Origin of the sequence: Amycolatopsis sp. MEPSY49, from assembly GCF_051337345.1 — a bacterium.
GTDB lineage: Bacteria > Actinomycetota > Actinomycetes > Mycobacteriales > Pseudonocardiaceae > Amycolatopsis.
Genome location: NZ_JBDLYJ010000003.1, coordinates 869,680 through 890,337 on the forward strand (window position 1 = coordinate 869,680; position 20,658 = coordinate 890,337).

General features: G+C 71.5%; 21 protein-coding genes. 9 read left to right on the forward strand and 12 right to left on the reverse strand.

Features of this window, described 5'->3' with window-relative positions; translation table 11 throughout:
- Positions 1–22: 22 nt before the first annotated feature.
- Positions 23–700 carry a GNAT family N-acetyltransferase gene (locus ABFJ78_RS18450; RefSeq protein ID WP_436387562.1) on the forward strand — a complete coding sequence of 226 codons (678 nt, stop codon included), beginning with the start codon at positions 23–25 and terminating at the stop codon, positions 698–700.
- Here the strand turns inward: ABFJ78_RS18450 and ABFJ78_RS18455 are convergent.
- On the reverse strand, positions 697–1,122 hold the full coding sequence (locus tag ABFJ78_RS18455) for a DUF2269 family protein (protein ID WP_436387563.1): 426 nt from the start codon (positions 1,120–1,122) through the stop codon (positions 697–699). The genes ABFJ78_RS18450 and ABFJ78_RS18455 overlap by 4 nt on opposite strands.
- A 136-nt stretch (positions 1,123–1,258) precedes the next feature.
- Here ABFJ78_RS18455 and ABFJ78_RS18460 point away from each other — a divergent pair, with 136 nt between their 5' ends.
- On the forward strand, positions 1,259–1,609 hold the full coding sequence (locus ABFJ78_RS18460; protein ID WP_372667059.1) for a hypothetical protein: 351 nt from the start codon (positions 1,259–1,261) through the stop codon (positions 1,607–1,609).
- Positions 1,610–1,738: 129 nt separating this feature from the next.
- Here ABFJ78_RS18460 and ABFJ78_RS18465 read toward each other — a convergent pair whose 3' ends face one another.
- The 5 genes from ABFJ78_RS18465 to ABFJ78_RS18485 all read right to left on the reverse strand — a co-directional run bounded on the left by ABFJ78_RS18465 (position 1,739) and on the right by ABFJ78_RS18485 (position 8,281).
- Positions 1,739–3,016, reverse strand: a complete 1,278-nt coding sequence (locus tag ABFJ78_RS18465) for a sensor histidine kinase (RefSeq protein WP_436387564.1) — start codon at positions 3,014–3,016, stop codon at positions 1,739–1,741.
- An 85-nt stretch (positions 3,017–3,101) separates the two neighbouring features.
- A complete protein-coding gene (locus tag ABFJ78_RS18470) occupies positions 3,102–4,532 on the reverse strand; it encodes a carboxylesterase/lipase family protein (RefSeq protein WP_436387565.1) in 1,431 nt (476 codons plus the stop codon).
- A 176-nt stretch (positions 4,533–4,708) separates the two neighbouring features.
- Complete coding sequence (locus tag ABFJ78_RS18475) at positions 4,709–6,883, reverse strand: xanthine dehydrogenase family protein molybdopterin-binding subunit (protein WP_436387566.1); 2,175 nt, start codon at positions 6,881–6,883, stop codon at positions 4,709–4,711.
- Positions 6,880–7,842 carry an FAD binding domain-containing protein gene (locus ABFJ78_RS18480; RefSeq protein WP_436387567.1) on the reverse strand — a complete coding sequence of 321 codons (963 nt, stop codon included), beginning with the start codon at positions 7,840–7,842 and terminating at the stop codon, positions 6,880–6,882. The genes ABFJ78_RS18475 and ABFJ78_RS18480 overlap by 4 nt, the downstream gene beginning before the upstream one ends.
- Complete coding sequence (locus ABFJ78_RS18485) at positions 7,829–8,281, reverse strand: (2Fe-2S)-binding protein (protein ID WP_436387568.1); 453 nt, start codon at positions 8,279–8,281, stop codon at positions 7,829–7,831. Before ABFJ78_RS18485 ends, ABFJ78_RS18480 begins: the two co-directional genes overlap by 14 nt.
- A 208-nt stretch (positions 8,282–8,489) precedes the next feature.
- Between ABFJ78_RS18485 and ABFJ78_RS18490 the strand changes: the two genes are divergently transcribed.
- Positions 8,490–9,056, forward strand: coding sequence for a TetR/AcrR family transcriptional regulator (locus ABFJ78_RS18490; protein WP_436387569.1), 567 nt, complete (start codon positions 8,490–8,492; stop codon positions 9,054–9,056).
- On the opposite strand, the gene ABFJ78_RS18495 is transcribed toward ABFJ78_RS18490, so the two are convergent.
- On the reverse strand, positions 9,053–9,412 hold the full coding sequence (locus ABFJ78_RS18495) for a hypothetical protein (protein WP_436387570.1): 360 nt from the start codon (positions 9,410–9,412) through the stop codon (positions 9,053–9,055). The genes ABFJ78_RS18490 and ABFJ78_RS18495 overlap by 4 nt on opposite strands.
- 51 nt (positions 9,413–9,463) lie before the next feature.
- Here ABFJ78_RS18495 and ABFJ78_RS18500 point away from each other — a divergent pair, with 51 nt between their 5' ends.
- Positions 9,464–10,186 (forward strand): hypothetical protein, encoded by a 723-nt coding sequence (locus tag ABFJ78_RS18500; RefSeq protein WP_436387571.1) that lies wholly within the window; start codon positions 9,464–9,466, stop codon positions 10,184–10,186.
- Here the strand turns inward: ABFJ78_RS18500 and ABFJ78_RS18505 are convergent.
- Positions 10,102–11,595: a CoA-acylating methylmalonate-semialdehyde dehydrogenase gene (locus tag ABFJ78_RS18505; protein WP_436387572.1), complete on the reverse strand. Its 1,494-nt coding sequence runs from the start codon at positions 11,593–11,595 to the stop codon at positions 10,102–10,104. The genes ABFJ78_RS18500 and ABFJ78_RS18505 overlap by 85 nt on opposite strands.
- Before the next feature lie 50 nt (positions 11,596–11,645).
- Positions 11,646–12,515: a Cgl0159 family (beta/alpha)8-fold protein gene (locus ABFJ78_RS18510; RefSeq protein WP_436387573.1), complete on the reverse strand. Its 870-nt coding sequence runs from the start codon at positions 12,513–12,515 to the stop codon at positions 11,646–11,648.
- Positions 12,516–12,634: 119 nt separating this feature from the next.
- Between ABFJ78_RS18510 and ABFJ78_RS18515 the strand changes: the two genes are divergently transcribed.
- Both ABFJ78_RS18515 and ABFJ78_RS18520 read left to right on the forward strand, forming a co-directional pair.
- Entirely contained in the window at positions 12,635–13,429 is a 795-nt protein-coding gene (locus ABFJ78_RS18515; RefSeq protein WP_436387574.1) for a GntR family transcriptional regulator, read from the forward strand.
- A 91-nt stretch (positions 13,430–13,520) separates the two neighbouring features.
- Positions 13,521–15,884, forward strand: a complete 2,364-nt coding sequence (locus ABFJ78_RS18520) for a penicillin acylase family protein (protein ID WP_436387575.1) — start codon at positions 13,521–13,523, stop codon at positions 15,882–15,884.
- Positions 15,885–16,363: 479 nt separating this feature from the next.
- Here ABFJ78_RS18520 and ABFJ78_RS18525 read toward each other — a convergent pair whose 3' ends face one another.
- Complete coding sequence (locus tag ABFJ78_RS18525; RefSeq protein ID WP_436387576.1) at positions 16,364–16,927, reverse strand: TetR/AcrR family transcriptional regulator; 564 nt, start codon at positions 16,925–16,927, stop codon at positions 16,364–16,366.
- 235 nt (positions 16,928–17,162) lie between these two features.
- Between ABFJ78_RS18525 and ABFJ78_RS18530 the strand changes: the two genes are divergently transcribed.
- From ABFJ78_RS18530 to ABFJ78_RS18540, 3 genes are all read left to right on the forward strand, one after another.
- On the forward strand, positions 17,163–17,534 hold the full coding sequence (locus ABFJ78_RS18530) for an NAD(P)-binding domain-containing protein (RefSeq protein ID WP_436387577.1): 372 nt from the start codon (positions 17,163–17,165) through the stop codon (positions 17,532–17,534).
- Positions 17,528–17,821: a hypothetical protein gene (locus tag ABFJ78_RS18535; RefSeq protein ID WP_436387578.1), complete on the forward strand. Its 294-nt coding sequence runs from the start codon at positions 17,528–17,530 to the stop codon at positions 17,819–17,821. Before ABFJ78_RS18530 ends, ABFJ78_RS18535 begins: the two co-directional genes overlap by 7 nt.
- A gap of 123 nt (positions 17,822–17,944) precedes the next feature.
- The gene (locus tag ABFJ78_RS18540) at positions 17,945–18,790 is read left to right on the forward strand and encodes an SDR family NAD(P)-dependent oxidoreductase (RefSeq protein WP_436387579.1); all 846 of its coding nucleotides are present in this window, start codon (positions 17,945–17,947) and stop codon (positions 18,788–18,790) included.
- A 203-nt stretch (positions 18,791–18,993) separates the two neighbouring features.
- Here ABFJ78_RS18540 and ABFJ78_RS18545 read toward each other — a convergent pair whose 3' ends face one another.
- Positions 18,994–19,791 carry a FadR/GntR family transcriptional regulator gene (locus ABFJ78_RS18545; RefSeq protein WP_436387580.1) on the reverse strand — a complete coding sequence of 266 codons (798 nt, stop codon included), beginning with the start codon at positions 19,789–19,791 and terminating at the stop codon, positions 18,994–18,996.
- 109 nt (positions 19,792–19,900) lie between these two features.
- Complete coding sequence (locus tag ABFJ78_RS18550; protein WP_436387581.1) at positions 19,901–20,656, reverse strand: SDR family NAD(P)-dependent oxidoreductase; 756 nt, start codon at positions 20,654–20,656, stop codon at positions 19,901–19,903.
- Between the last annotated feature and the right edge of the window lie 2 nt (positions 20,657–20,658).

Below are 20,658 nucleotides of genomic sequence, written 5' to 3' on the forward strand. Positions count from 1 at the left end.
GCGGTTTGCGCATGCTGGACGCATGGCTTCTCCGCTGGACAACCCGACGTGGACGTCGCTGAACGGCCCGCACGCCCGCTTCGCCGAACGGCGTGGGCGCGTGCTGCGCTACCCCGAGGACATCGCGCCCTTCCTCGGCCTGCCCGACGACCCGGGCGAGCAGGACTGGCAGGACGTCGCCGAACTCGGCGGGCCGGGCGCGGTCGTCGTGCTCGCCGCCACCGCCGCCCGGCCGCCGGAAGGCTGGGAAGTGCTCGACGCGCTGCCCGGGGTCCAGCTGGTCGACGAGGGCGTCGCGGCCGCACCGGCGCCGGAGGCCGTGCGGCTGGGGCTCGCGGACGTGCCCGAGATGCTCGACCTCGTCGAGCGGACGAAGCCCGGGCCGTTCCGCAAGCGGACCGTCGAGCTCGGCACGTACCTGGGGATCCGGCGCGAGGGCGCGCTGGTCGCGATGGCGGGGGAGCGGCTGCACCCGCCCGGCTACACGGAGATCAGCGCGGTCTGCACCGACCCGGCCTACCGCGGCCAGGGCCTCGCGACGCGGCTCGTGCTCGCCGTGGCGGCGGGCATCCGCGAGCGCGGCGAGACGCCGATGATGCACGCCGCCGCGAGCAACACCTCGGCGATCCGGCTCTACTTTTCGCTCGGGTTCGCCCTGCGGAACCGGCCGGACTTCGTCGCGGTGCGCGTCCCGGGCTAGGCGCCGGTCGAGGAGCCCGGCCGCACGATCATCAGCACCGTCACCACCGCCCACAGCAGGTTGAACACGCCGGTGACCATCGCGAGCCGGCCGAGTTTGTCCGAAGTGGACTCCTCGGCCAGGAACCGCTTCTGCCGCGGCAGCACCAGGAGCGCGAGCACCGCGGCGGCGACGGCGGTCAGCCCGATCGACGTGAGCAGCCACGGGTCGCCCATCACGTGCATCGTGCCGGCGACGCCGAACCCGAACACGGGCACCGCGATGGCGGCGTAGGCGTACACGCGGCAGATCCGGTGCAGCATCGTCGCGACCTTGACGTCGCCCTTCCGGACGGCGGCGGGGAACATGCTGGCCGCGACGGCGACCGGGCCGACGGCGAGCACCGCCGCCAGGACGTGGACCGAGAGCAGGATTTTCGACACGCGCCGAAACTAGTGGTCCGCACCCGGCGTCCGGGAGTGGCTGAAATGCCACAAACCGCCGGGATCCGGCCAACTGCGTCCGGCTGTCGAATCCGCGGGCCTCCCTTCGACGAACGGGTAGGGAAAGGGGAACGCGATGACCACCACGACTCGCAGCCGGGTCCGCAGCCTGCCGGTCCTGCTCGCCACCGAAGACGACGCCGAGGACATGGGCCTGCTGGCGCCGGACGACCGCCTGACCTGCCACGTGCACGGCCGGTGGATCCACCAGTGCGTCGCCTCGCCGGCGCACGTCAGCCCGGTCACCCGGCACCGCTGGTGCCGCGGCTGCCGCACCGAGCTGTGCGTCGCCGTCGACGAGCTGACCCAGCGGGTCGCGATGACCTGCCCGCGCTGCGGCCACGGCGGCAGCGCCGCCACCACCCGGCTGACCGCGGCCTGCCGCGCGAGCCTGGCCGCCGAGCGCGACGCCCGGCGCGCGGCTTAGGAAGCACGGTCTCGAGACCGAGGTCGGCCAGTCCGGCGTAGACGTCCGGACCCGCGGTCGAGGACCGCAGGCAGCACGCGGGCCCGGCCGAGCGCGATCAGCGCGGCGACCACGCCCATCGGCCGTTGCCTAGCCCGGCACCCACATCGTCACGCGGGTGCCGCGGCCCGGCTGGGAGTCCACCGTGCCGTGGCCGCCGACCTCGGCCAGCCGGGCCACGATCGACTGGGTGATGCCGAAGCCCGGTGGCCGCTCGCGGACGTCGAAGCCCTGGCCCTGGTCGCGGGCGACGACCGCGATGCCGCCGTCGCGCTCCTCCACGCGCAGCACGACCTGCTTCGTCCCGGAGTGCTTGACGGTGTTGCGCAACGCTTCCCGCACCGCTTCGCACATCGCCGTGCGGCGGTCCTGGGACAGCTTGTGGTCGTCGGCGAAGTCCGCGGCGACGAGCTGGGTGCGCAGGCCGTCGCGCGCCATTTCGGTCGCGACGTCGGCGAGCTCGACCGCGAACCCGCGCGTCATGCCGGTCGGCACCGGCTCGGTGATCCGGCGGCGGATCTCGGCGGCCTCCGCCTTGGCCACCGACCGCACCTCCGACAGCCGGCTCACGGCGTGCGTGTCGTCGCCCGGCGCCGAGATGGCCAGCGCTTCCAGCGTTTGCAGCACGTGGTCGTGCATGAGCCGCCGGGTCCGGCGGCGCTCGGCCTCGCGCCCACGCCGAATCCCGATGTCGACCGCGAACCGGGTACCGGCGCCGAGCAGGATGAGGATGCCCGCGGCGATGACGATCGCCACCGCCAGCGCGACCATGCAGCCGATCGAGCGGGTCACGGAGAGCTGGTCGGTCAGCGGCAGGCCGCCGGCCAGCGTGAGAAGCGCCCGCAGCGGGGCGGCCGCCACCAGCAGCCACAACGCCGACGGCAGCCCGGACGTGCCCGCCCACATGGCGACCGCGCCGACCAGCCACGTCCACGACACGTCGACCGCGAACGGCTGCACCGACGCCGGGGCCGTCACGGCGACGGCGACGTTGAGCAGTACCCCGACGGCCAGGTCCAGTGCGAGCGCGCGACCGGTGACGCGGTGCCGCAGGCCGCCCGCGCGCAGCACCCAGGCCACCGCGGCGGTGTTGGCCGCGACGGCGAACACCGTGGCGGCGAGCACCGGGCCGAGCCCGAGCTTGCCGTTGGCCGCGGCGAACCCGATGAACACCTTGACGAACGCCGCGATCCGGTAGGTCAGCGGCACCACGACCCAGTAGCGCGCGGCCCGGGCGAGTGTCGCGTCGCCGACGGCGGCGAGGTCGCTGTTCTCGTCCGGGGGCTCGGCGGGTTCCGGGGGTGTGCCGCTGCGCAGCAGCGTGCGAACGAGCGCGCGCGGCGGTGCGGCGGAGCCCGCCTCGGGCATCGGTGGTCCCCATTTCGTCCGGCCGTCCGGGCGGTCTGAGCCTGGCAGCGCGGCGGGGGCGTCGTCAACCGCTTGCGGGGTGGGGTCAGTACGTGTGGAACAGCGTGTCTTCGCCCGTGTACTCCGGCCACCCGGGCGACCCGGTGGCGGCGAAGCGGTACCACGCGCCGTTGAGGTCGTGGGCCAGTTCCCGGGGCGCGTGCTCGCCGAGCAGGCCCCGCGGTCCGGACAGCGGCCCGAGCGCGTCGAAGACGAAGGGCAGTTCGAGCCCGTGGCACGCGCCCAGCGCGCCGTCGTGCAACGGGGAGCCCCACTCGAACTCGTACCGGAAGGTCCGGCCGGCGTGGTTGTCCGCGAGGTCGCGCACGCCGTCGCGGAAGACCAGGTCGGTCAGGGCCGCCACGAGGACCTCGCCCGCCGGCCCGTCCGAGCCGAGGCCGTACCGCTCGAGCACGCCGGCCGGGTCGGGGTGCGACACCGCCAGCGACGCCACGGCCTGGTCGTCGGTCACCGCGTCGAGCGCGCCGGTGGGCACCAGGTAGAGCCGCATCTCCTCGCTGCAGCTGCCGACGACGAGGTCGACGTCACGGCCCGCGCCCGCTTTGATCGCCTTCGCCGGGTGCTGCGGCAGGACGTCGTCGCCGACCACCGGGAGGAACGGGCTGAGCCCGTACCCGCGGTCGTAGCCGAGCGCGTCGCGCAGGTCGGGGGCGCCGCCCGGGCGCAGGACGGCGTCCTGGGCGTCGAGCAGCTGCTCGGTCGACACCTTCCGGAACGCCTCGGCGGTCGGTTCGGCCTTCAGCTCGTCGGCGATCACCCGGGCCAGCCGGCGCGCCTGGACGCCGTCGCGGACCATGTCCGGGTGTCCACTCTGGACGATGGCGCGGTGGAAGAGCCCTTGCGAGAGCGGGGAAGCGAGCAGGCAGGCGACGCTGACCGCGCCCGAAGCGGCGCCGAAGAACGTGACGTTCCCGGGGTCGCCGCCGAACCCGGCGATGTTCTCCCGGACCCAGCGCAGGGCCGCGAGCTGGTCGCGCAGCCCGAGGTTCGTCGTGCCGCCGTCCAGCGGCAGGAAGCCGTCGACGCCGAGCCGGTACTGGACGGTCACGAGCACCGCGCCGGCGTGGTTGAACGACGTGCCGTCGTAGACCGGCGCCGACCCGGTGCCGCCGAGGAACGCGCCGCCGTGCACGAACACCAGCACGGGCAGGCCGGCGGCGCCGAGCCGCGGCGTCCAGACGTCGACCGTCAGGTATTCGGGGCCCGGCCGCCAGCCGGCGCCGGTGAGGGGAGTCAGGTCGAGCCCGGGGACGTCGTGCCGGCGCTGCGGCGCGGTCGGCCCCGGTCTCAGCGCGTCGCGCACGTCCTCCCACGGCGGGGCCGGGACGGGTTCGGCGAAGCGCAGGTCGCCCTCCGGCGCGGCGGCGTACGGGATGCCGCGGAACAGCGCGAAGCCGGCGGCGGTGACCTGACCGCGGACCGCGCCGGACGTGGTGGGGACGACGGGGTCGGTCATGCCGGGTGGTCCCTTCGGGGAAGATCGGAGAGAGTGCCCGACAGCCTAGGACCGGGGACGGGCCGCCGTCATGGGCGACCGTCGCGGGAGTTGTCGCGGATGGGTAACGGCGAAGCGTGCGTTGCGCCAGGTGGCCGAACGCGGGGGCGGGACGCGCGTGCGTCCCGCCCCCGACCTCAGTCTTCGAGCAGATCTTCGATGGTGATCGGGATGTGCCGCACCCGGATGCCGGTGGCGTTGTGCACGGCGTTGGCGACCGCCGCGGCCATGCCGACCGTGCCGATCTCGCCGAGCCCGCGCGCGCCGACCGCGTTGTGCAGCGTGTCCGGGTACTCGACGAACTGGACGTCGACCTCCGGGATGTCGGCGTTGACCGGGAGCAGGTAGCTCGCGAAGTCGCCGTTGGCGAGCCGGCCGTTCGCCTCGATCTCCAGACCCTCGTGCAACGCGGCCGAGACGCCCCAGATCATGCCGCCCATCAGCTGGCTGCGGGCCGCCTTGTCGTTGATGATCCGGCCCGCGTCGAAGACGCCGAGCATCCGCGACACGCGGGCTTCGCGCGTCCACTTGTGCACCCGGACCTCGACGAACTGGGCGCCCCACGAGGCGAACGAGTGCTTCGTCAGCTCCTCGCCCGGTGCCGACGAGCCGGTCACCTCCAGCTTTTCGCGGCCCAGCGTCCGCAGCAGCTCACCGAACGTCATGTTCTGCCCGTTCGCGAAGACGCGGCCGTCGGCGTAGGTGACTTCGGCGCCTTCGAACGGCGCGCCCGGGTCGGACGCCAGGGCGACGAGCTCGTCGATCGCCTTGGTGGCGGCGAGCATGATCGCCGTGCCCGCGCTCGCCGTCGCCGTCGAGCCGCCGGACATGCCGCCCGGCGGGAGCGTGGAGTCGCCGAGGCGCGGGGTGATCCGGTCGGCGGGGATGTCCAGCGACTCGGCGCCGATCAGGGAGAGCACGGTCAGCAGGCCGGTGCCGGGGTCCGCGCCGCTCGTCGCGACGACGGCGGTGTCGTCCGCCCGGAGCGTGATGCCGACGGTGGCCGGGAAGCGCAGGGCGGGGAACACCGCGGTGGCGACGCCCATGCCGACGAGCCAGTCGCCGTCGGTGCGGGTGCCCGCCGGGCGGTGCGCCCAGCCGAAGCGCTGCGCGCCGACGCGGAAGCACTCGTCGAGGTGCTTGCTCGACCACTGCAGGTCGTGGCCGGGCGGGGCGGTCGAGTTGTTGCGGACCCGCAGCTCGATCGGGTCCATGCCGAGTGCCTCGGCGAGCTCGTCGATCGCGCTCTCCAGCGCGAACGAGCCGGGCGCCTCGCCGGGCGCCCGCATGAACGTCGTCGGCGGGACGTTCAGCGGCACGATCTTCTGCTTGATGGACAGGTTCTTCGTGGCGTACCACTCGCGCGAGGTGCCGTGCGAGGTCGGTTCGACGAAGGACCGGGCCGTGTCCGTGTGGCACCACGAGTCGTGGCGCAGGGCGATCAGCGTGCCGTCCCGCTCGGCGCCGAGCGCGAGCTTCTGGACCGTCGAGGCCCGGCCGGCGGTGGCGGTGAAGACCTGTTCGCGGGTGAGCGCGGCCTTCACCGGCCGGCCGAGGGCCCGGGCGGCCGCCGCGGCTAGGAACGCCGGCGCGGACGTCCGTCCCTTGCCGCCGAACGCGCCGCCGACGAACGGGTTGATCGCGTGGACGGCTTCCGGCGCCAGACCGAGGGCGATGGCCAGTTCCGTCGCCTGCATGTTGGACGCCTGGTTCCCGCTGTAGACGGTCAGCTCGCCGTCGTCCCACACCGCGACCGCCGAGTGCGGCTCCATCGCGGCGTGGTTCTGCGTCGCGGTCGTGTAGGTCGCCTCGACGACCACCGGGCTCGCGGCCATCGCGGCGTCGAAGGACTCGACGCCGTCTTCGAGCACCTCGATCTCCGGGGGAGCGCCGTCCATCGCCGGGGGCGCGGGTTCGGCCGAGTCGAGGTGTTCGGCGAGCGAGGTCCGGGCGGGCCGCTCGCGGTAGGCGACCGTGACGAGGCTCGCGGCGTCCCGGGCCTGCTCGAACGTCTCCGCGACGACGAAGCCGATCGGCTGGCCGTAGTAGCTGACTTCCTTGCTCTGCAACGGAACCCACGTCTCGCCGAAGGGCGGCAGGCTCGGGGTGTTCAGCGCCAGCGGGTCGAACGGCGTGTACACCTCGAGCACGCCGGGCGCGCTCTTCGCCGCGGAGACGTCCATGGCCTCGATCTCGCCGCAGGCGATCGTGCTGAGCACGACGTAGCCGTAGGCCTGGCCGAGGAAGGTGTGGTCGGCGCCGTACTTGGCCCCGCCGGTGACCTTCAGCGGCGCGTCCAGCCGGGTGATCATCGGGAGCTCCCCTCGGTGAGTTCGAGCAGCGCGCGGACGATGGTCCGCTTGAGCAGCGGCACCTTGAAGGCGTTGTCCCGCAACGGCCGGGCGCCGTCGGCGGCGACGGCCGCGGCGGCTTCGAACGACGCCTGCGTCGCCGGGGCGCCGCGCAGGGCGTCCTCGACGGCGGGCAGGTGCCACGGCACCGTGCCGACGCCGCCGGCCGCGACCCGCGCGTCGGCGATGACGCCGTCGCGCACGTCCAGCGCGACGGCGGCCGAGCACAGCGCGAACTCGTAGGACTGCCGGTCGCGCACCTTGACGTAGGTGGAGTTCGCCGCCCAGTCCAGCCGCGGCACGACCACCTCGGTGATCAGCTCGCCGGGCCGCAGGTCGTTCTCCAGCGCCGGGGTTTCGCCGGGCGTCTGGTAGAAGTCGCGCAGCGCCACTTCGCGAGTGCCTTCGGCGTCGGCGAGCTTCACGCGGGCGTCGAGCGCGACGAGGGCGACGGCGACGTCACTGGCGTGCGTCGCGACGCAGGAGTCGCTGGTGCCGAGGATGGCGTGCATCCGGTTGGCGCCCTCGATCGCGGAGCAGCCGCTGCCGGGCTCGCGCTTGTTGCACGGCATCGCGACGTCGCGGAAGTACGTGCAGCGGGTGCGCTGCAGCAGGTTCCCGCCGATGCTGGCCATGTTCCGGATCTGCTGCGACGCGCTCAGCAGCAGCGCGCGCGAGATCACCGGGTACACCTGCGGGTGCGCGGCGATGGCGCTCATCCGCTCCAGCGCGCCGAAGCGCAGGCCGTCGCTGGTGTCGATGCCGCGCAGCGGGACCCGGTTGATGTCCAGGACGTGCCGCGGGGTGAGGACGTCGAGCTTCATCAGGTCGACGAGGGTCGTGCCGCCGGCCAGGAACGTGCCGGGCGTGGCGAGGGCGGCTTCGACGGTGGTGGGCGCGGTCAGCTCAAACGGACGCATCGGCCCGCCTCGCCTGGTCGACCGCCTTGACGATGTTCGGGTAGGCCGCGCACCGGCAGAGGTTGCCGGACATGAACTCCCGCACGTCTTCGACGTCCTGTTCGACGGCGGCGACCGCCGACATGATCTGCCCGGCGGTGCAGAACCCGCACTGCAGGGCGTCCTGGTCCACGAAGGCCTGCTGCACCGGGTGCAGCTTGTCCTCGGTGGACAGTCCTTCGACGGTGGTCACCGGCTCCCGCACGGTGGCGGCGAGCGTCAGGCACGAGAGCACGGGCCGGCCGCCGACGTGCACGGTGCAGGCACCGCACTGGCCGCGGTCGCAGCCCTTCTTCGGGCCGGTGACGTCCAGGCGCTCGCGCAGCGCGTCGAGGAGGGTGACGCCGGGATCGACGTCCAGGTGTTCGGTACTGCCGTTCACTTCGAGTGAGATGTCCACTGGTCTCTTTCCGCAGCTCGTCCGGATCGGTGCCCGACGGTGGTGGTGGCGGCGAACATGGGGAGCGGATAGTCATCCGCTTCACCCGTTCGCGAGGCTAGCGGATTACAATCCGCTTCGCAACGAAGTGGTCACGCTGGAGTTGCTCCAGGTCTGGGTTAGATTCGGCGGACAGCACTTCGGCACGGCACGACGAACGGGAGGGACGATGACGACGGGATCGGTCAGCCCCCGGCGCGCGGACACCCGGCGCAACCACGAGCGCATCCTCGTCGCGGCCGGGGAGTCGCTGGCCCGGACGGGTGAGGTTTCGTTCAACGCGATCGCGAAGCAGGCCGAGGTCGGCGTCGGCACGGTGTACCGCCACTTTCCGACGCCGGAGTCGCTGATCCTCGCGGTCTACCAGCGCGAGGTGCGGCACATCGTCGACATCGTGCCGGTGCTGCTGGAGAAGCACGGTCCGGCGGAGGCGTTCCGGGTGTGGGTCACCGACCACCTGGCGCACTACATGATGACGAAGAAGGGCTTGGCCGACGCTCTGCGCCGCGCGACGGCGTCCCGCGGCGAGCTGCCGGCGAGCGCCTACGAATCGATGATCGGCGCGATGGCGGAGCTGCTCGAAGCGAACGCGGCCGCAGGCACGGTCCGGCCGGACCTCGAGCCGGTCGTCGTGCTGCGCGGCCTGGCCGGCCTGCTGCTGCTCGACCCGGGCGGGGACTGGCGCGGCGAAGCGGCGAGCCTGGCCGACCTGCTCTGGCACGGGATGGCCCGCTAGCCGGCTTGATCGAGCCGGACGGTCACTGTCACGCGGCCCTTCGCGTCGCGCCGGGCGACGGCGTGGCCGGTGCGTTCGGTGTCGTCGAGTTCGAGGGTCAGCGGGCCGCCGTCGCCGGTGAAGTTGCGCCACCACGACTTGGCGTCGGGCAGCCGGACGCCGATGGTGACGACCTCGCCCGCCCGCCGGTAGCCGACGGGGGTGCTGAAGGTCCGCCCCGACCGCCGGCCGGTGTAGGTGACCTGGGTGAGGTGCCGCCGGACGAGCCGTCCCCACCGCGGCGACGTCCGGAGCGAGCCGACGCAGTCGTTGACGCGGTCGACGGTGTTCTTCGGGAGCGGGCCTCGGTACCCCATGGCGGCCTCCTTCGCCGGTGCTGCCGCCACCGTACCGGAAAACGGAGAAAGGTGTTCCGGTTAGTCGCGCAGCCAGGCGCGGGGGATTGCGCCGACCACCCGGAGCGCCTCGCGCGGCTGGTGCTCTCGACGTGCGAAACGCCGGACTCGACGTGGCCGACCGCCGGGCGGCTTCGGCCTGCTGAAGGCGACAGCCCGGACGCGGGCGACGTACCGTGCCTCTACCAGGTGCTGCGCGCGGGTTCGCCGAGCCGGGGGTCGCGCCAGGTGCCGTCCGGAGTCATCGCAGGAACCGGCGGCGGCCGAGTACCGGGCCGCCTCCGGGCGCCACCAGCGCGGCCAGGTCGCCGGCCGGCTCAGGACGAGCCGGGCCAGCGGCGCGGAGTCGAAGAAGGCGTCGCGGCGCAGCACCTTGCCGTGCTCGTCGAGCCACAGCTGGTCGACTGCGCGGAAGGCCAGCGGCTTGACCCGGGCCAGTACGCGGCGGGCAAGGAGCTCGCCGAGCGGCTGGTGCGGTCGGTCGCCGACCAGAACGGCCGCCTGGTGGACGCACTCCGACGCGGCGTGGCGGCCGGGAAGCTCCGGACGGTCGACCCCGAGGACGTGGCGACGGTGCTGTGGGCGTCGTGGCGCACGGGCTCCTGGCCCGCTGACGGAGCGTCCGAAGTGGACGCTCCGCCCACCGCGGGTCAGTTCGACGTCGGGAAGGTGAACGCTGCCGCGGAGGCGCTCGTGTGCGGCCACCGCGTCGTGACCACCTTGGCGCGGGTGTAGAAGCGGACGCCCTCGGGGCCGTGGACGGGGCTGTCGCCGATGAGGGAGTCCTTCCAGCCACCGAAGGAGTAGTACGACATCGGGACCGGGATCGGCACGTTGACGCCGATCATGCCGACCTTGACCTCGCGCTGGAACTTGCGCGCCGCCTCGCCGCTGCCGGTGAAGATCGCGGTGCCGTTGCCGTACGGGTTGGCGTTGATGATGGCGATGGCTTCGTCCACGGTCTCCGCCCGGACGACGGCCAGCACGGGGCCGAAGATTTCCTCCCGGTAGGCGTCCATGTCGGTCGTGACGTTGTCCAGCAGGGATGGTCCGACGAAGAAGCCCTCCTCACGCCCCTCGACCTTCAGGCCGCGTCCGTCGACCACGACCGACGCACCCTGCTCGGCGCCGCGGGCGACGGCGTTCACCACTCGCTCGCGGGCAGCCTCGGTGACGACCGGGCCCATGTCGCTGGCCGGGTCCGAGCCGGGGCCGACCTTCACCTCGCGCGCCTTGCGTTCGAGGATCTCGACGAGCCGGTCACCCGCCGCGCCGACGGCCACGCCGACCGAGATCGCCATGCACCGCTGCCCGGCCGAGCCGAACGCGGCCGCCGTCAGGTGGTTGGCCGCGTACTCCAGGTCGGCGTCGGGCAGGACGACCGCGTGGTTCTTCGCCCCGCCGAGGGCCTGGACGCGTTTGCCGGCCGCCGTCCCGCGCTCGTGGACGTACCGGGCGATCGGGGTCGAGCCCACGAACGACACCGCCGCGACGTCCGGGTGGTCCAGGAGCGCGTCGACCGCGGTCTTGTCGCCGTGCACGACGTTGAACACGCCGTCGGGCAGGCCGGCTTCGGCGTACAGCCGCGCGACGAAGTTCGACGCCGACGGGTCGCGTTCGCTCGGCTTGAGGACGAACGTGTTGCCGGTGGCGATGGCGATGGGGTGCATCCACAGCGGCACCATGATCGGGAAGTTGAACGGCGTGATCCCGGCGACCACGCCGAGGGGCTGCCGGAAGTCGTGCACGTCGACGTCGTGCGAGACCTGGTCGGAGAAGCTGCCTTTCAGGGCGTCGGCGATGCCGCAGGCGTACTCGACGACTTCGCGGCCGCGCACGATCTCGCCGCGGGCGTCGTCGACGACCTTGCCGTGCTCGCTGGAGATGATCCGCGCGAGCTCGTCCTCGTGCTTCGCCAGCAGCTCGCGGAAGGCGAACATCACCTTGGTCCGCTGGGACAGCGAGGAGTTGCCCCACGACTCGAAGGCCTTGCTCGCGGCCGCGACCGCGGTGTCCACATCGGACGCTTCGGCGAGGAGGACCTCGGCCTGCCGCCGGCCGGTGGCCGGGTCGAAGACCGGCGCCGTGCGGGTGGAGCCCGCGGACGTGGCGGTGCCGTTGATCCAGTGGTCGATGGTGTTCACGGTGCTCCTACCGTTGGCTGGCCCAGAGTCTGCTTGGTCGCGGTGTGGGTTCACAGCAGCCCCACCGCGGTGTCGACGGCCTTGGCGACGTCGCCGTCGTGCGGGTAGAGCAGCGACCGTCCGACCACGAGACCCTGCACGGTCGGTTGGGTCAGGGCCTGCCGCCAGGCGGCGAACGCGGCGTCCGGATCCTTGACTTCGCCGCCGAGCAGCACGGCCGGCAGCGTCGAGGACGCGAGCACGCGTTCCATGTCGTCGACCACGGGCAGCTTGAGCCAGGTGTAGGCCGAGGACCGGCCGAGCGCGGCGGCGACGGTGATCGACGTGATGACGGCGTCGGGGGAGAGGTCGTTCTTGAGCCGCCCGTCGGTCCAGACCGAGAGGAACGGCTCGACCATCGCGATCAGCTTGCGGTCGGCGAGGTCGTTGATCGCTTTCGCGGTGTTCTCCAGGACGCTCGGCGTGGCGGGGTCGTCGAGGCAGATCCGGGTGAGGGTCTTGCCGCCGTCGAACCGCATCCGTTCGATCGCTTCGGCGTCGTAGCAGGCGAACCGGTCGTCGACCTCGAAGCTCGAGCCGGCCAGTCCGGTGCGGTTCATCGAGCCGAGCACGGTTTTGCCGTCCAGGACGCCGAGCAGCAGCAGGTCGTCGAGGATGTCCGCGGTGGCCAGGACACCGGTGACGCCGGGGCGTTCCAGTGCGAGGCACAGCCGTTCGAGCAGTTCGCCGCGGTCGGCCATGGCCGACGGGTTGCCCCCCACGGCGTTGGCGCCGCGGGCGGGGTGGTCCGCGGCGATGATCATCGTCCGGCCCTTGTCGTTGAAGGGCGATGTGGCCCGGACCCGGTTGGCGGCCGCTTCAGCGATCGCTTCCGGGTCGCGCACCCGTTTCGCGACGAGACGCCGCACCACGTCGGTCACTGTTCCCCTCCTCTTCGGCCGGTCCGAGATCGACACTGCCAGCGCCGACGCGACTTTGTCAAGACATATGGACATCAGGTCATCCCTACTGATGACCCGATGGCGGTAGGCTGCCGGCGATGAGCACCCCGCCGCCGCCGTCCCGCGTGGACGTCACGTTCCCCCCGGCCTGGGACCCCGGCCGGGAGATCGTGCTGGACCCGGGCAGCCCCGAGCCGCTGTACTTCCAGGTCTCCCAGCAGCTGCAGCACGCGATCGAGGACGGCCGGCTCCCGGCGGGGGCCCGGCTGGGCAACGAGGTGGACCTGGCGGCGAGCCTGCGGCTGTCCCGGCCGACGCTGCGCCAGGCGATCCAGACGCTGGTCAACCAGGGCCTGCTCGTGCGCCGCCGCGGCGTCGGCACGCAGGTCGTCCGGACGAAGGTGGCACGCCCGCTGCGGCTGAGCAGCCTGTTCGACGACCTCGCCGGGCTTGGGGGCAAACCGGAGTCGGTGGTGCTGGCCAACGGCGTCGAGGAGGCGGACGCCGAGGTGGCCGAGCTGCTGGAAGCCCCGGGCCTGACCCACGTGCGGCGGCTGACCCGCATCCGCTCGGCCGACGGCGAGCCGCTGGCGTTGATGAACAACTACCTGCCCGACGGCGTCATCGACCCGACGGACGACGAGCTGCGCGAACGAGGTCTCTACCAGCTGTTGCGCTCGGCGGGAGTGCGCCTGCACGCGGCGGAGCAGAACATCGGCGCCCGGCTGGCGTCCGAGGAGGACGCGGAGCTGCTGGGCGAGGAGCCGGGAGCGGCCCTGCTGACGATGCAGCGCACGACGTACGACGATTCGGGCCGCGTGGTCGAGTACGGCTGGCACGTTTACCGGGCGTCGCGCTATTCGTTCAACCTGTCGCTGACGAACGGCGCCTGAGCGCACCCCTAAGGGGCTCGTGAACCCGCGCCGGCGGCGGGTAGAACTCGAACGGCCACCCCGGTCCCCAGTCCTCAACGAGGAGATCACCATGGCCACACGCCGGCCGGCCTTTCGCGGCCTGATCCTCGCCCTGGTCGTGCTCTGCCTGGCGCCCGTCCCGGCCGTGGCGGCGGTGACCGGCCCGAAGTACGCGGTCGCCGGCCTGCACCGGCCGGCCGAGCTGCTCGTCGACAAGTGGGGCGTGCCGCACATCTACGCGGCCGACACCAGTGACCTCTTCTTCGCCCAGGGCTTCAACATCGCCCGCGACCGCCTGTTCCAGATCGACACCTGGCGCCGCCGCGGTCTCGGCACGCTCAGCGAGGTGCTCGGTCCGTCCTATGTGGAGCAGGACCGGGCCGCCCGGCTGTTCCTCTACCGCGGTGACATGGACGCCGAATGGGCGTCCTACGGTCCGGAGGGCAAGCTGGCCGCGACCCGGTTCGCCGAGGGCATCAACTCCTACGTCGACTGGTTGAGCCGCAATCCGGCCGCGGTCCCGCCGGAGTTCGCCAAGCTCGGCTACCAGCCCGCCCGCTGGCGCCCGCAGGACGTCGTGCGGATCCGCACGCACGCCATCGGCGAGAACCTGATGTGGGAGGTCGCCCGGGCGAAGCTGGTCTGCCTGGCCGGTCCCGGCGCGAGCCGCTACTTCCGCGCCCTTCACCCGGCCCACGAGGCGGCGGTGCCGGCCGGGCTCGACCCGTGCTCGGTGCCGGACGACGTGCTCAAGGTGTACAACCTCGCGACCGCCGCGGTGAACTTCACCGGCAGCGGGTTCGAGACCAAGGACATCGCCGACGCGACGTCCGGCAGCAACGCCTGGACGATCGGGCCGGGCCGGACCGCGTCGGGCCGGCCGATCCTGGCCAACGACCCGCACCGCGGCGCGGACGCGCTGCCCTCGGGCCGGTACGTCGCGCAGCTGTCGGCGCCGGGGCTGAACCTCGCCGGCGCGGGCGAGCCGTGGAACCCGGGGATCGCCATCGGGCACAACGAAAACATCGCGTTCGGCCTGACCAACCTGCCGATCGACCAGACCGACCTCTACGTCTACGAGCTCGACCCGAACGACCCCACCCGCTACCGCTACGGCACCGGCTGGGAAAAGATGACCACGGTGACGGAGCCCATCCCGGTCCGCGGCGGCACGCCGGTCGCCGGGGCGCTGTCCTTCACCCGGCACGGCCCGGTCGTCAAGGTCGACGCGGCGGCGCACCGCGCGTTCGCGGTCCGCACGGCGTGGACGCAGCCGGGCAGCTCGGCGTACCTGGGCAGCCTGAACTACCAGCGGGCGACGAACTTCGGCGAGTTCACCGCGGGCATGCGGAACTGGGGCACGCCGGGCTCGAACCTGGCCTACGCCGACGTGCGGGGGAACATCGGCTACGTCCCGGCGGGCCTGACGCCGCGCCGCACGGGAGCCGGCTACGACGGCCTGCTGCCCGTCCCCGGCGACGGGCGCTACGACTGGAACGGCTTCCACGCCAACAGCGAGCTGCCGGGGCAGTACAACCCGGCGTCCGGCTTCTTCGCCTCGGCCAACGACTTCAACATCCCGCCGGGCTGGCCGGTGGTGTCCAACTACGAGTGGCAGCTGCCGTACCGCAAGCAGCGCATCGACGAGCTGATCAAGTCCACCCCGCGCGCGACCGTCGCCGACTCGCTCGCGCTGCAGAAGGACGAGAAGTCGTTGGTGGCCACGCAGATCCTCGACTTCGTGCGCGGCCTGTCCGCATCGGACCCGGACACCGCGCAAGCGCTTTCGCTTCTCCGGGGCTATGACGGCGTGGCGTCGGTGGATTCCCCGGGGGCGGCGCTGTTCGAGACGTGGATCATGAAGTACCTGCACTGGGCGTGGGCGCACGCGGTGCTCCCGAAAGCCGCGGCGGACGCGCTGGTGCAAACCATCAACCCCGACTTCAGCCTGGTGATCGCCTCGTTCAAGGACCCGGCGGCCTGGCTCGGCCCGGACGGCGCGGCGGTCCGCGACGAGCTGATCCTGGACACGCTGCCGCTGGCGTTCCGCGACGTGGCGGCCAAGCTCGGCACGGACACGTCGACGTGGCACTGGGGTTCGTTGCACTACCAGGAGTTCGTCCACCCCGCCGGCGGCCCGAACGTGGGCCCCACCCCGGTCGGCGGCTCGTACCACACGATCCACCCGTCGTTCTTCCACCCGCTGACGTACCAGCAGATCATCGGGGCGACGTTCAAGATGGCGTTGGACGTGGGCAACTGGAACGGCTCGGCCGCGATCAACGCACCCGGACAGTCGGGTGACCCGCGGAGTCCGCACTACAGCGACTTGAACGGTCTTTGGGCTTCGGGCGGTTCGTTCCCGTTGCTGTACAGCCGGAGCGAGGTCGAGCGGAACCTGGATGTCCGGATCCGCTTGGAGCCGGCTGCGTAGCCGTCGGCTTCGCTTCGGCAACCCAGGACGCTGCCCACGCCACCGTGCTCACCAGGTCGGCAGGCACGTCGGGTCGTCCGAAGTGGAGGCACAACGGATCAAGGGGCAGCCTCGCCGGTCGTCCGGTCCGACGCTGGTCGCGTTCTTCGCCGTACGGCCTGGACGGACAGCGGCGAGCGCCGGGACCGCCGACAGGTCAAGCGGCGGGAGAACAACTGGCCGCCTGCGGGGAGATCCATCTGACCGTTGACACCAGGCTTACGTGGCGGATCGCTTCGGCTCGTGGCCGAGTTCGACAGCCGTCACCGGTCCGGTCTAAGTGACATGTAAGCCAGCGGGGGCACGTCGCGTCGTACCGCCAAGTTGACTCCGGCAGTCCTGCACCTTGTGTGCGACAAAGTTTGAGACAGTGAGGCCGCACAAGTACCACAGGAAAAGGCTTCCGGCGACGCTCCTGATGACTGTCTGCGAAGGCCGCGTCAGGGCTTGAGACCGTCCAGCACCACGGCGAGACAAGGGGCGGCCGTCTTGCCGGTACTGGGATCTTTCGGCAGCGCCGCGATCAACGCGAGCACCTGGATGGCGGAGATGTCGGCACGCACCCTCTTCTCGCGTCGGGCTCGATCGAACAGCAACGCGAAGCTGCTCTTCATCGGGCCGCACGCCGGACCGACCGGGGAGGAGTCGTCGGTCAGACCGTCGCCGACCCGTAAGCTCATCCCGGGGTACTCCGTCGCGCATCGATCGTAGAGGCGAAGCCAGTCCTCGAGCGCCTCCGAGACGTCAGGAGCGGTCAGCAGTTCCCGGGCTTTCGCATCCAGTTCGTCGACGCGTTCGCTCATGATCGCGGCGAAGAGATGTTCGCGGGTCGGGAAGTGGCGGTACAGGGTCCCACGGCCGACGCCTGCCTCTTGGATGACGATCTCCATGGCGACGTCGGTACCGTGCTGTGCGAACGCCTTCTTTGCTGCGGCGAGCACTGCGTCATAGTTGCGCCGCGCGTCTGGCCGGGAAGATTTCGCGCCGACTTGCCCGGGACTCATGTCGTCGACGGTACCAGAAGCGGACAGTGTGTCCGGTGACACTTTGACCAAGCGGACACTTAGTCCGTATTCTCGGACAGGAAGCGGACAAGGTGTCCGAATTTCGTTCGAACAGGGACGGCGAACAGAGGACGCCGGTCCAGTCCAGGCACTCGCCCCATCGCGCCGCTGGGTGATGTGCACCGATTTGGCCGTCTCCTTGCCCATTCGCCCCTAGTCGCTGGAGGACGTCCCCATGAAGGGCGGCATCATCGGAGCCGGGAACATCGGCGCCACCCCGGCTCGCAAGCTCACGGCCGCGGGACACGAGGTCACGATCGCCAACTCGCGAGGGCCCGCAATCCTGGGTGAGTTTGCCGCCGAAACCGGCGCCACCGCGGCCGCGGTACAAGATGTGGCGCGCGATGCCGACGTCGTCTTCGTAGCCATCCCCTTCGGCGCCACCGCTGCGCTGCCCGTCGACGTCTTCGATGCCCTGCCACCGCACGCAGTGCTCGTCGACACCGGCAACTACGTCCCTCGGTGGCGGGATGGAAAGATTCCGAAATCGAGGACGGCATGCCGGAAAGCGTGTGGACCAGCCGAGCTCTGGGGCGCTCGGTGGTGAAGGCGTTCAACACTGTCGCCGCGGAATCTCTTCGGAGCCGTGGTGAGCCTGCTGGAACGGCCGGTCGGGTCGCAGTGCCCGTCGCCGGAGACGACGCCGCCGAGAAAGGGGTGGTGATGCGACTCGCCGATGAACTCGGTTTCGACGCCGTAGACGCGGGCTCACTCGACGACTCGTGGCGAATGCGGCCAGGTACGCCGGTCTACACCGCAGACCTCGACACGGACGCGGCCTTGGAGGCTCTGGACGAGGCCGACCCCGAGCAGACCGCCACCTGGCGCGGCTGACTCGGTGATGCGACGTTCGTGGCGTGCAGCCACTGGATCAGCCGGTCAGCGGTCATCGGGTTGTGCCGGATCGTCTCGTGCGCTCGGCAGTGATAGGCGGTATCCGAAAGCGTGGAGGTTTCAGTGACGCGGAAAATTGCGGTGGTGACGGGCGCCAGTCGGGGCGCGGGGAAGGGAATTGCGGTCGCTCTGGGGAGATCCGGAGCAACCGTCTACGTGACCGGGCGCAGTGAATCACCCGCTGATTCGCCTCATGGTGGCACGGTTGCGGAGACTGCCGCGCTCGTCGGCGAGGCGGGCGGCCGGGGAATCCCCGTTGCCGTCGACCATGGTGACGATGAGGCGGTCCACGCGTTGTTCGATCGAGTGCGGCGCGAGGAGGGGCGGCTCGACATCTTGGTCAACAATGCCGCGAAGGTCGCCGATGTTGCGGCACCCGGCGGATTCTGGCAGAACCCACTGGAAGCGGCTGATCTCATCACCGTGGGGCTGCGGTCCCACTATGTCGCGGCGTACCACGCCGTGCCCCTGCTGATCGCCAACGGTCGCGGGTTGATTGTCCACACGGGGCATTACGGTGCGGTTTCTTACCATCAAGGGCCCGCCTACGGAGCGCAGAAGGCAGGCTCCGACAAGATGGTCGCGGACATGGCGAAGGAACTGAGACCGTTCAACGTCGCAGCCGTGTCGATCTGGATGGGTGGGCTCACCACCGAGCGTGCCCTCGCCTACATCGCGTCGCTGCCCGAGAACGTCCAGCCGGTCGGACGCCGGGAGTCGCCTCAGTTCACCGGTGAGGTCGTGGCGGCTCTCTACGCCGCCGAGAACTTCATGGACTACTCAGGACGCGCCCTCATCGGCGCGGAGCTGGGCGCCGAGCTGGGCGTGACGGACATCGACGGTACTGCGCCGCCGTCGCTGCGCGATCGCCTGGGCGCGCCGCCGGATCTGCACGACAGTCTCCGGTAGCGCCAACCTGCCCGGTCACGACCTGGTGCCGAGGTCTGAGCCGACCGAGTCATGCAAGGGGAACACGAGCGGGACACTGCGCCTGGCACGAAAACCACCGCACCTCGGCGTATCGCCCGATGTACTTCGAATTCGTACACGGCGCAGAGCGGCCCCGCACGTCCCGGTTGATCATTCGGGACGTGCGCCACCGCCTGCCGGTCTCAGCCGGAGAAGAACGAGCTGAAGGCCGGCGAGTGGTCTCGCAGCCACTGCTCCTGCGGGACGATCGGCCGGTCGAGGCGGCCTTCGCGGCTCATGCGCTGTTCGAAGGCCTCCAGGTGCTTGGCCATGGCGCGGGTGGCGCGGTCGGCGTCGCCCGCGGCGATGGCCTTGGCGATCGCCATGTGGGCTTGGTTGGCCTCGTCGAGGTCGGTGTTCTCGATCGATTCGCCTTTGAGGTGCTCACGCAGCAGGTCGTGCGGCACGATGACGAGCACGCGCAGCAACAGGTTGTCCGACATCTCCGCGATGCGCTCGTGGAAGGCGACTTCGTTGGTGTAGCCCGGGCCGGGGTTGTGCTCGGCGAGCTTGAGCAGTGACTGCTTGCTTTCCGCGCTCGCGAGGGTCGCGGCGAGGCCGGCTGCCGGCGGTTCGACCATCTTGCGGTATGTCGTCAGGTCGCGCAGCGGTGCCTTCGACAGGGTCAGCACGGGCGCCAGCGTGTGGCTGAGGTTCGACAGGTTCGGTTGCGCCACGAAGATCCCGCCGTGCGAGCCGCGGCGGATGACCACGAGACCCTGGGCTTCCAGCAGCCGGATGGCCTCGCGGACGGTGGCGCGGCCGAGGCCGCTTTGCGAGATCAGCTCGGGTTCGCTCGGCAGCTGGCTGCCCGGTTCCAGGCCCAGCCCCAGGATCTGGGCGCGGATTTCCTCCGCGAGGGAGGCGGCGGCCTTCGGTAGCGTGCGGGCGCTCTTGACCGCCACGGTGGGAACGCTGTCCCGCCGAACTCCCTCGGGCACGCTTGACCTCCTGGTGGGGACCTCCGGGCACCGCGCCCATGAGGACAATGATGCGACAAATGCTAGCACCGGGCGCAAGGGGCTTGGCGGCCCGCTTGCGCCCGCGTGCTCAGCGGGGCGGCATGCGGACCGCGCCGTCCAGCCTGATGGTCTCACCGTTGAGCATGGGGTTGGCCACGACGTGCCCGGCCAGGTGCGCGAACTCGTCCGGACGGCCGAGCCGGCTCGGGTGCGGGATCTGCTTGCCCAGGGAGTCCTGAGCGGCCTGCGGAAGCCCGAGGAGCATCGGCGTCTCGAAAATGCCCGGCGCGATCGCACAGACACGGATGTAGTGTTCGGCGAGGTCGCGGGCCGCGGTCAGCGTGAGGCCGTGGACGCCCGCCTTGGACGAGCTGTAAGCCGCTTGCCCGATTTGCCCGTCGAACGCCGCGATCGACGCGGTCAGCACGATCACGCCGCGGTCGCCGTCGAGAGGCTCGTTGAGGCGCATCGCCTCGGCGGCCAGGCGCAGCACGTTGAAGCTGCCGACGAGGTTGACCTCCACCACTTTCCGGTACAGGCCGAGGTCGTGCGGGGTGCCGTCCTTGCCCAGCACGCGCTTCGGCGGTGCGATGCCGGCGCAGTTGACGACCACCCGCGGAGCCTCGCCCGCGGCGAGGGCGGCGCGCACCGCGTCCTCGTCGGTGACGTCGGCGGCCACGAACCGCACGCGGGCGCCGAGCTCGGCCGCGAGGGCGGTGCCGGGGGAGCTGGGCAGGTCGGCGATCGTCACGTGAGCGCCCGCGGCGTGGAAGCGGCGCACGGTGGCGAGGCCGAGGCCGGAGGCGCCGCCGGTGACGACAGTCTGCTGGTCCTTGAGTTCCACGG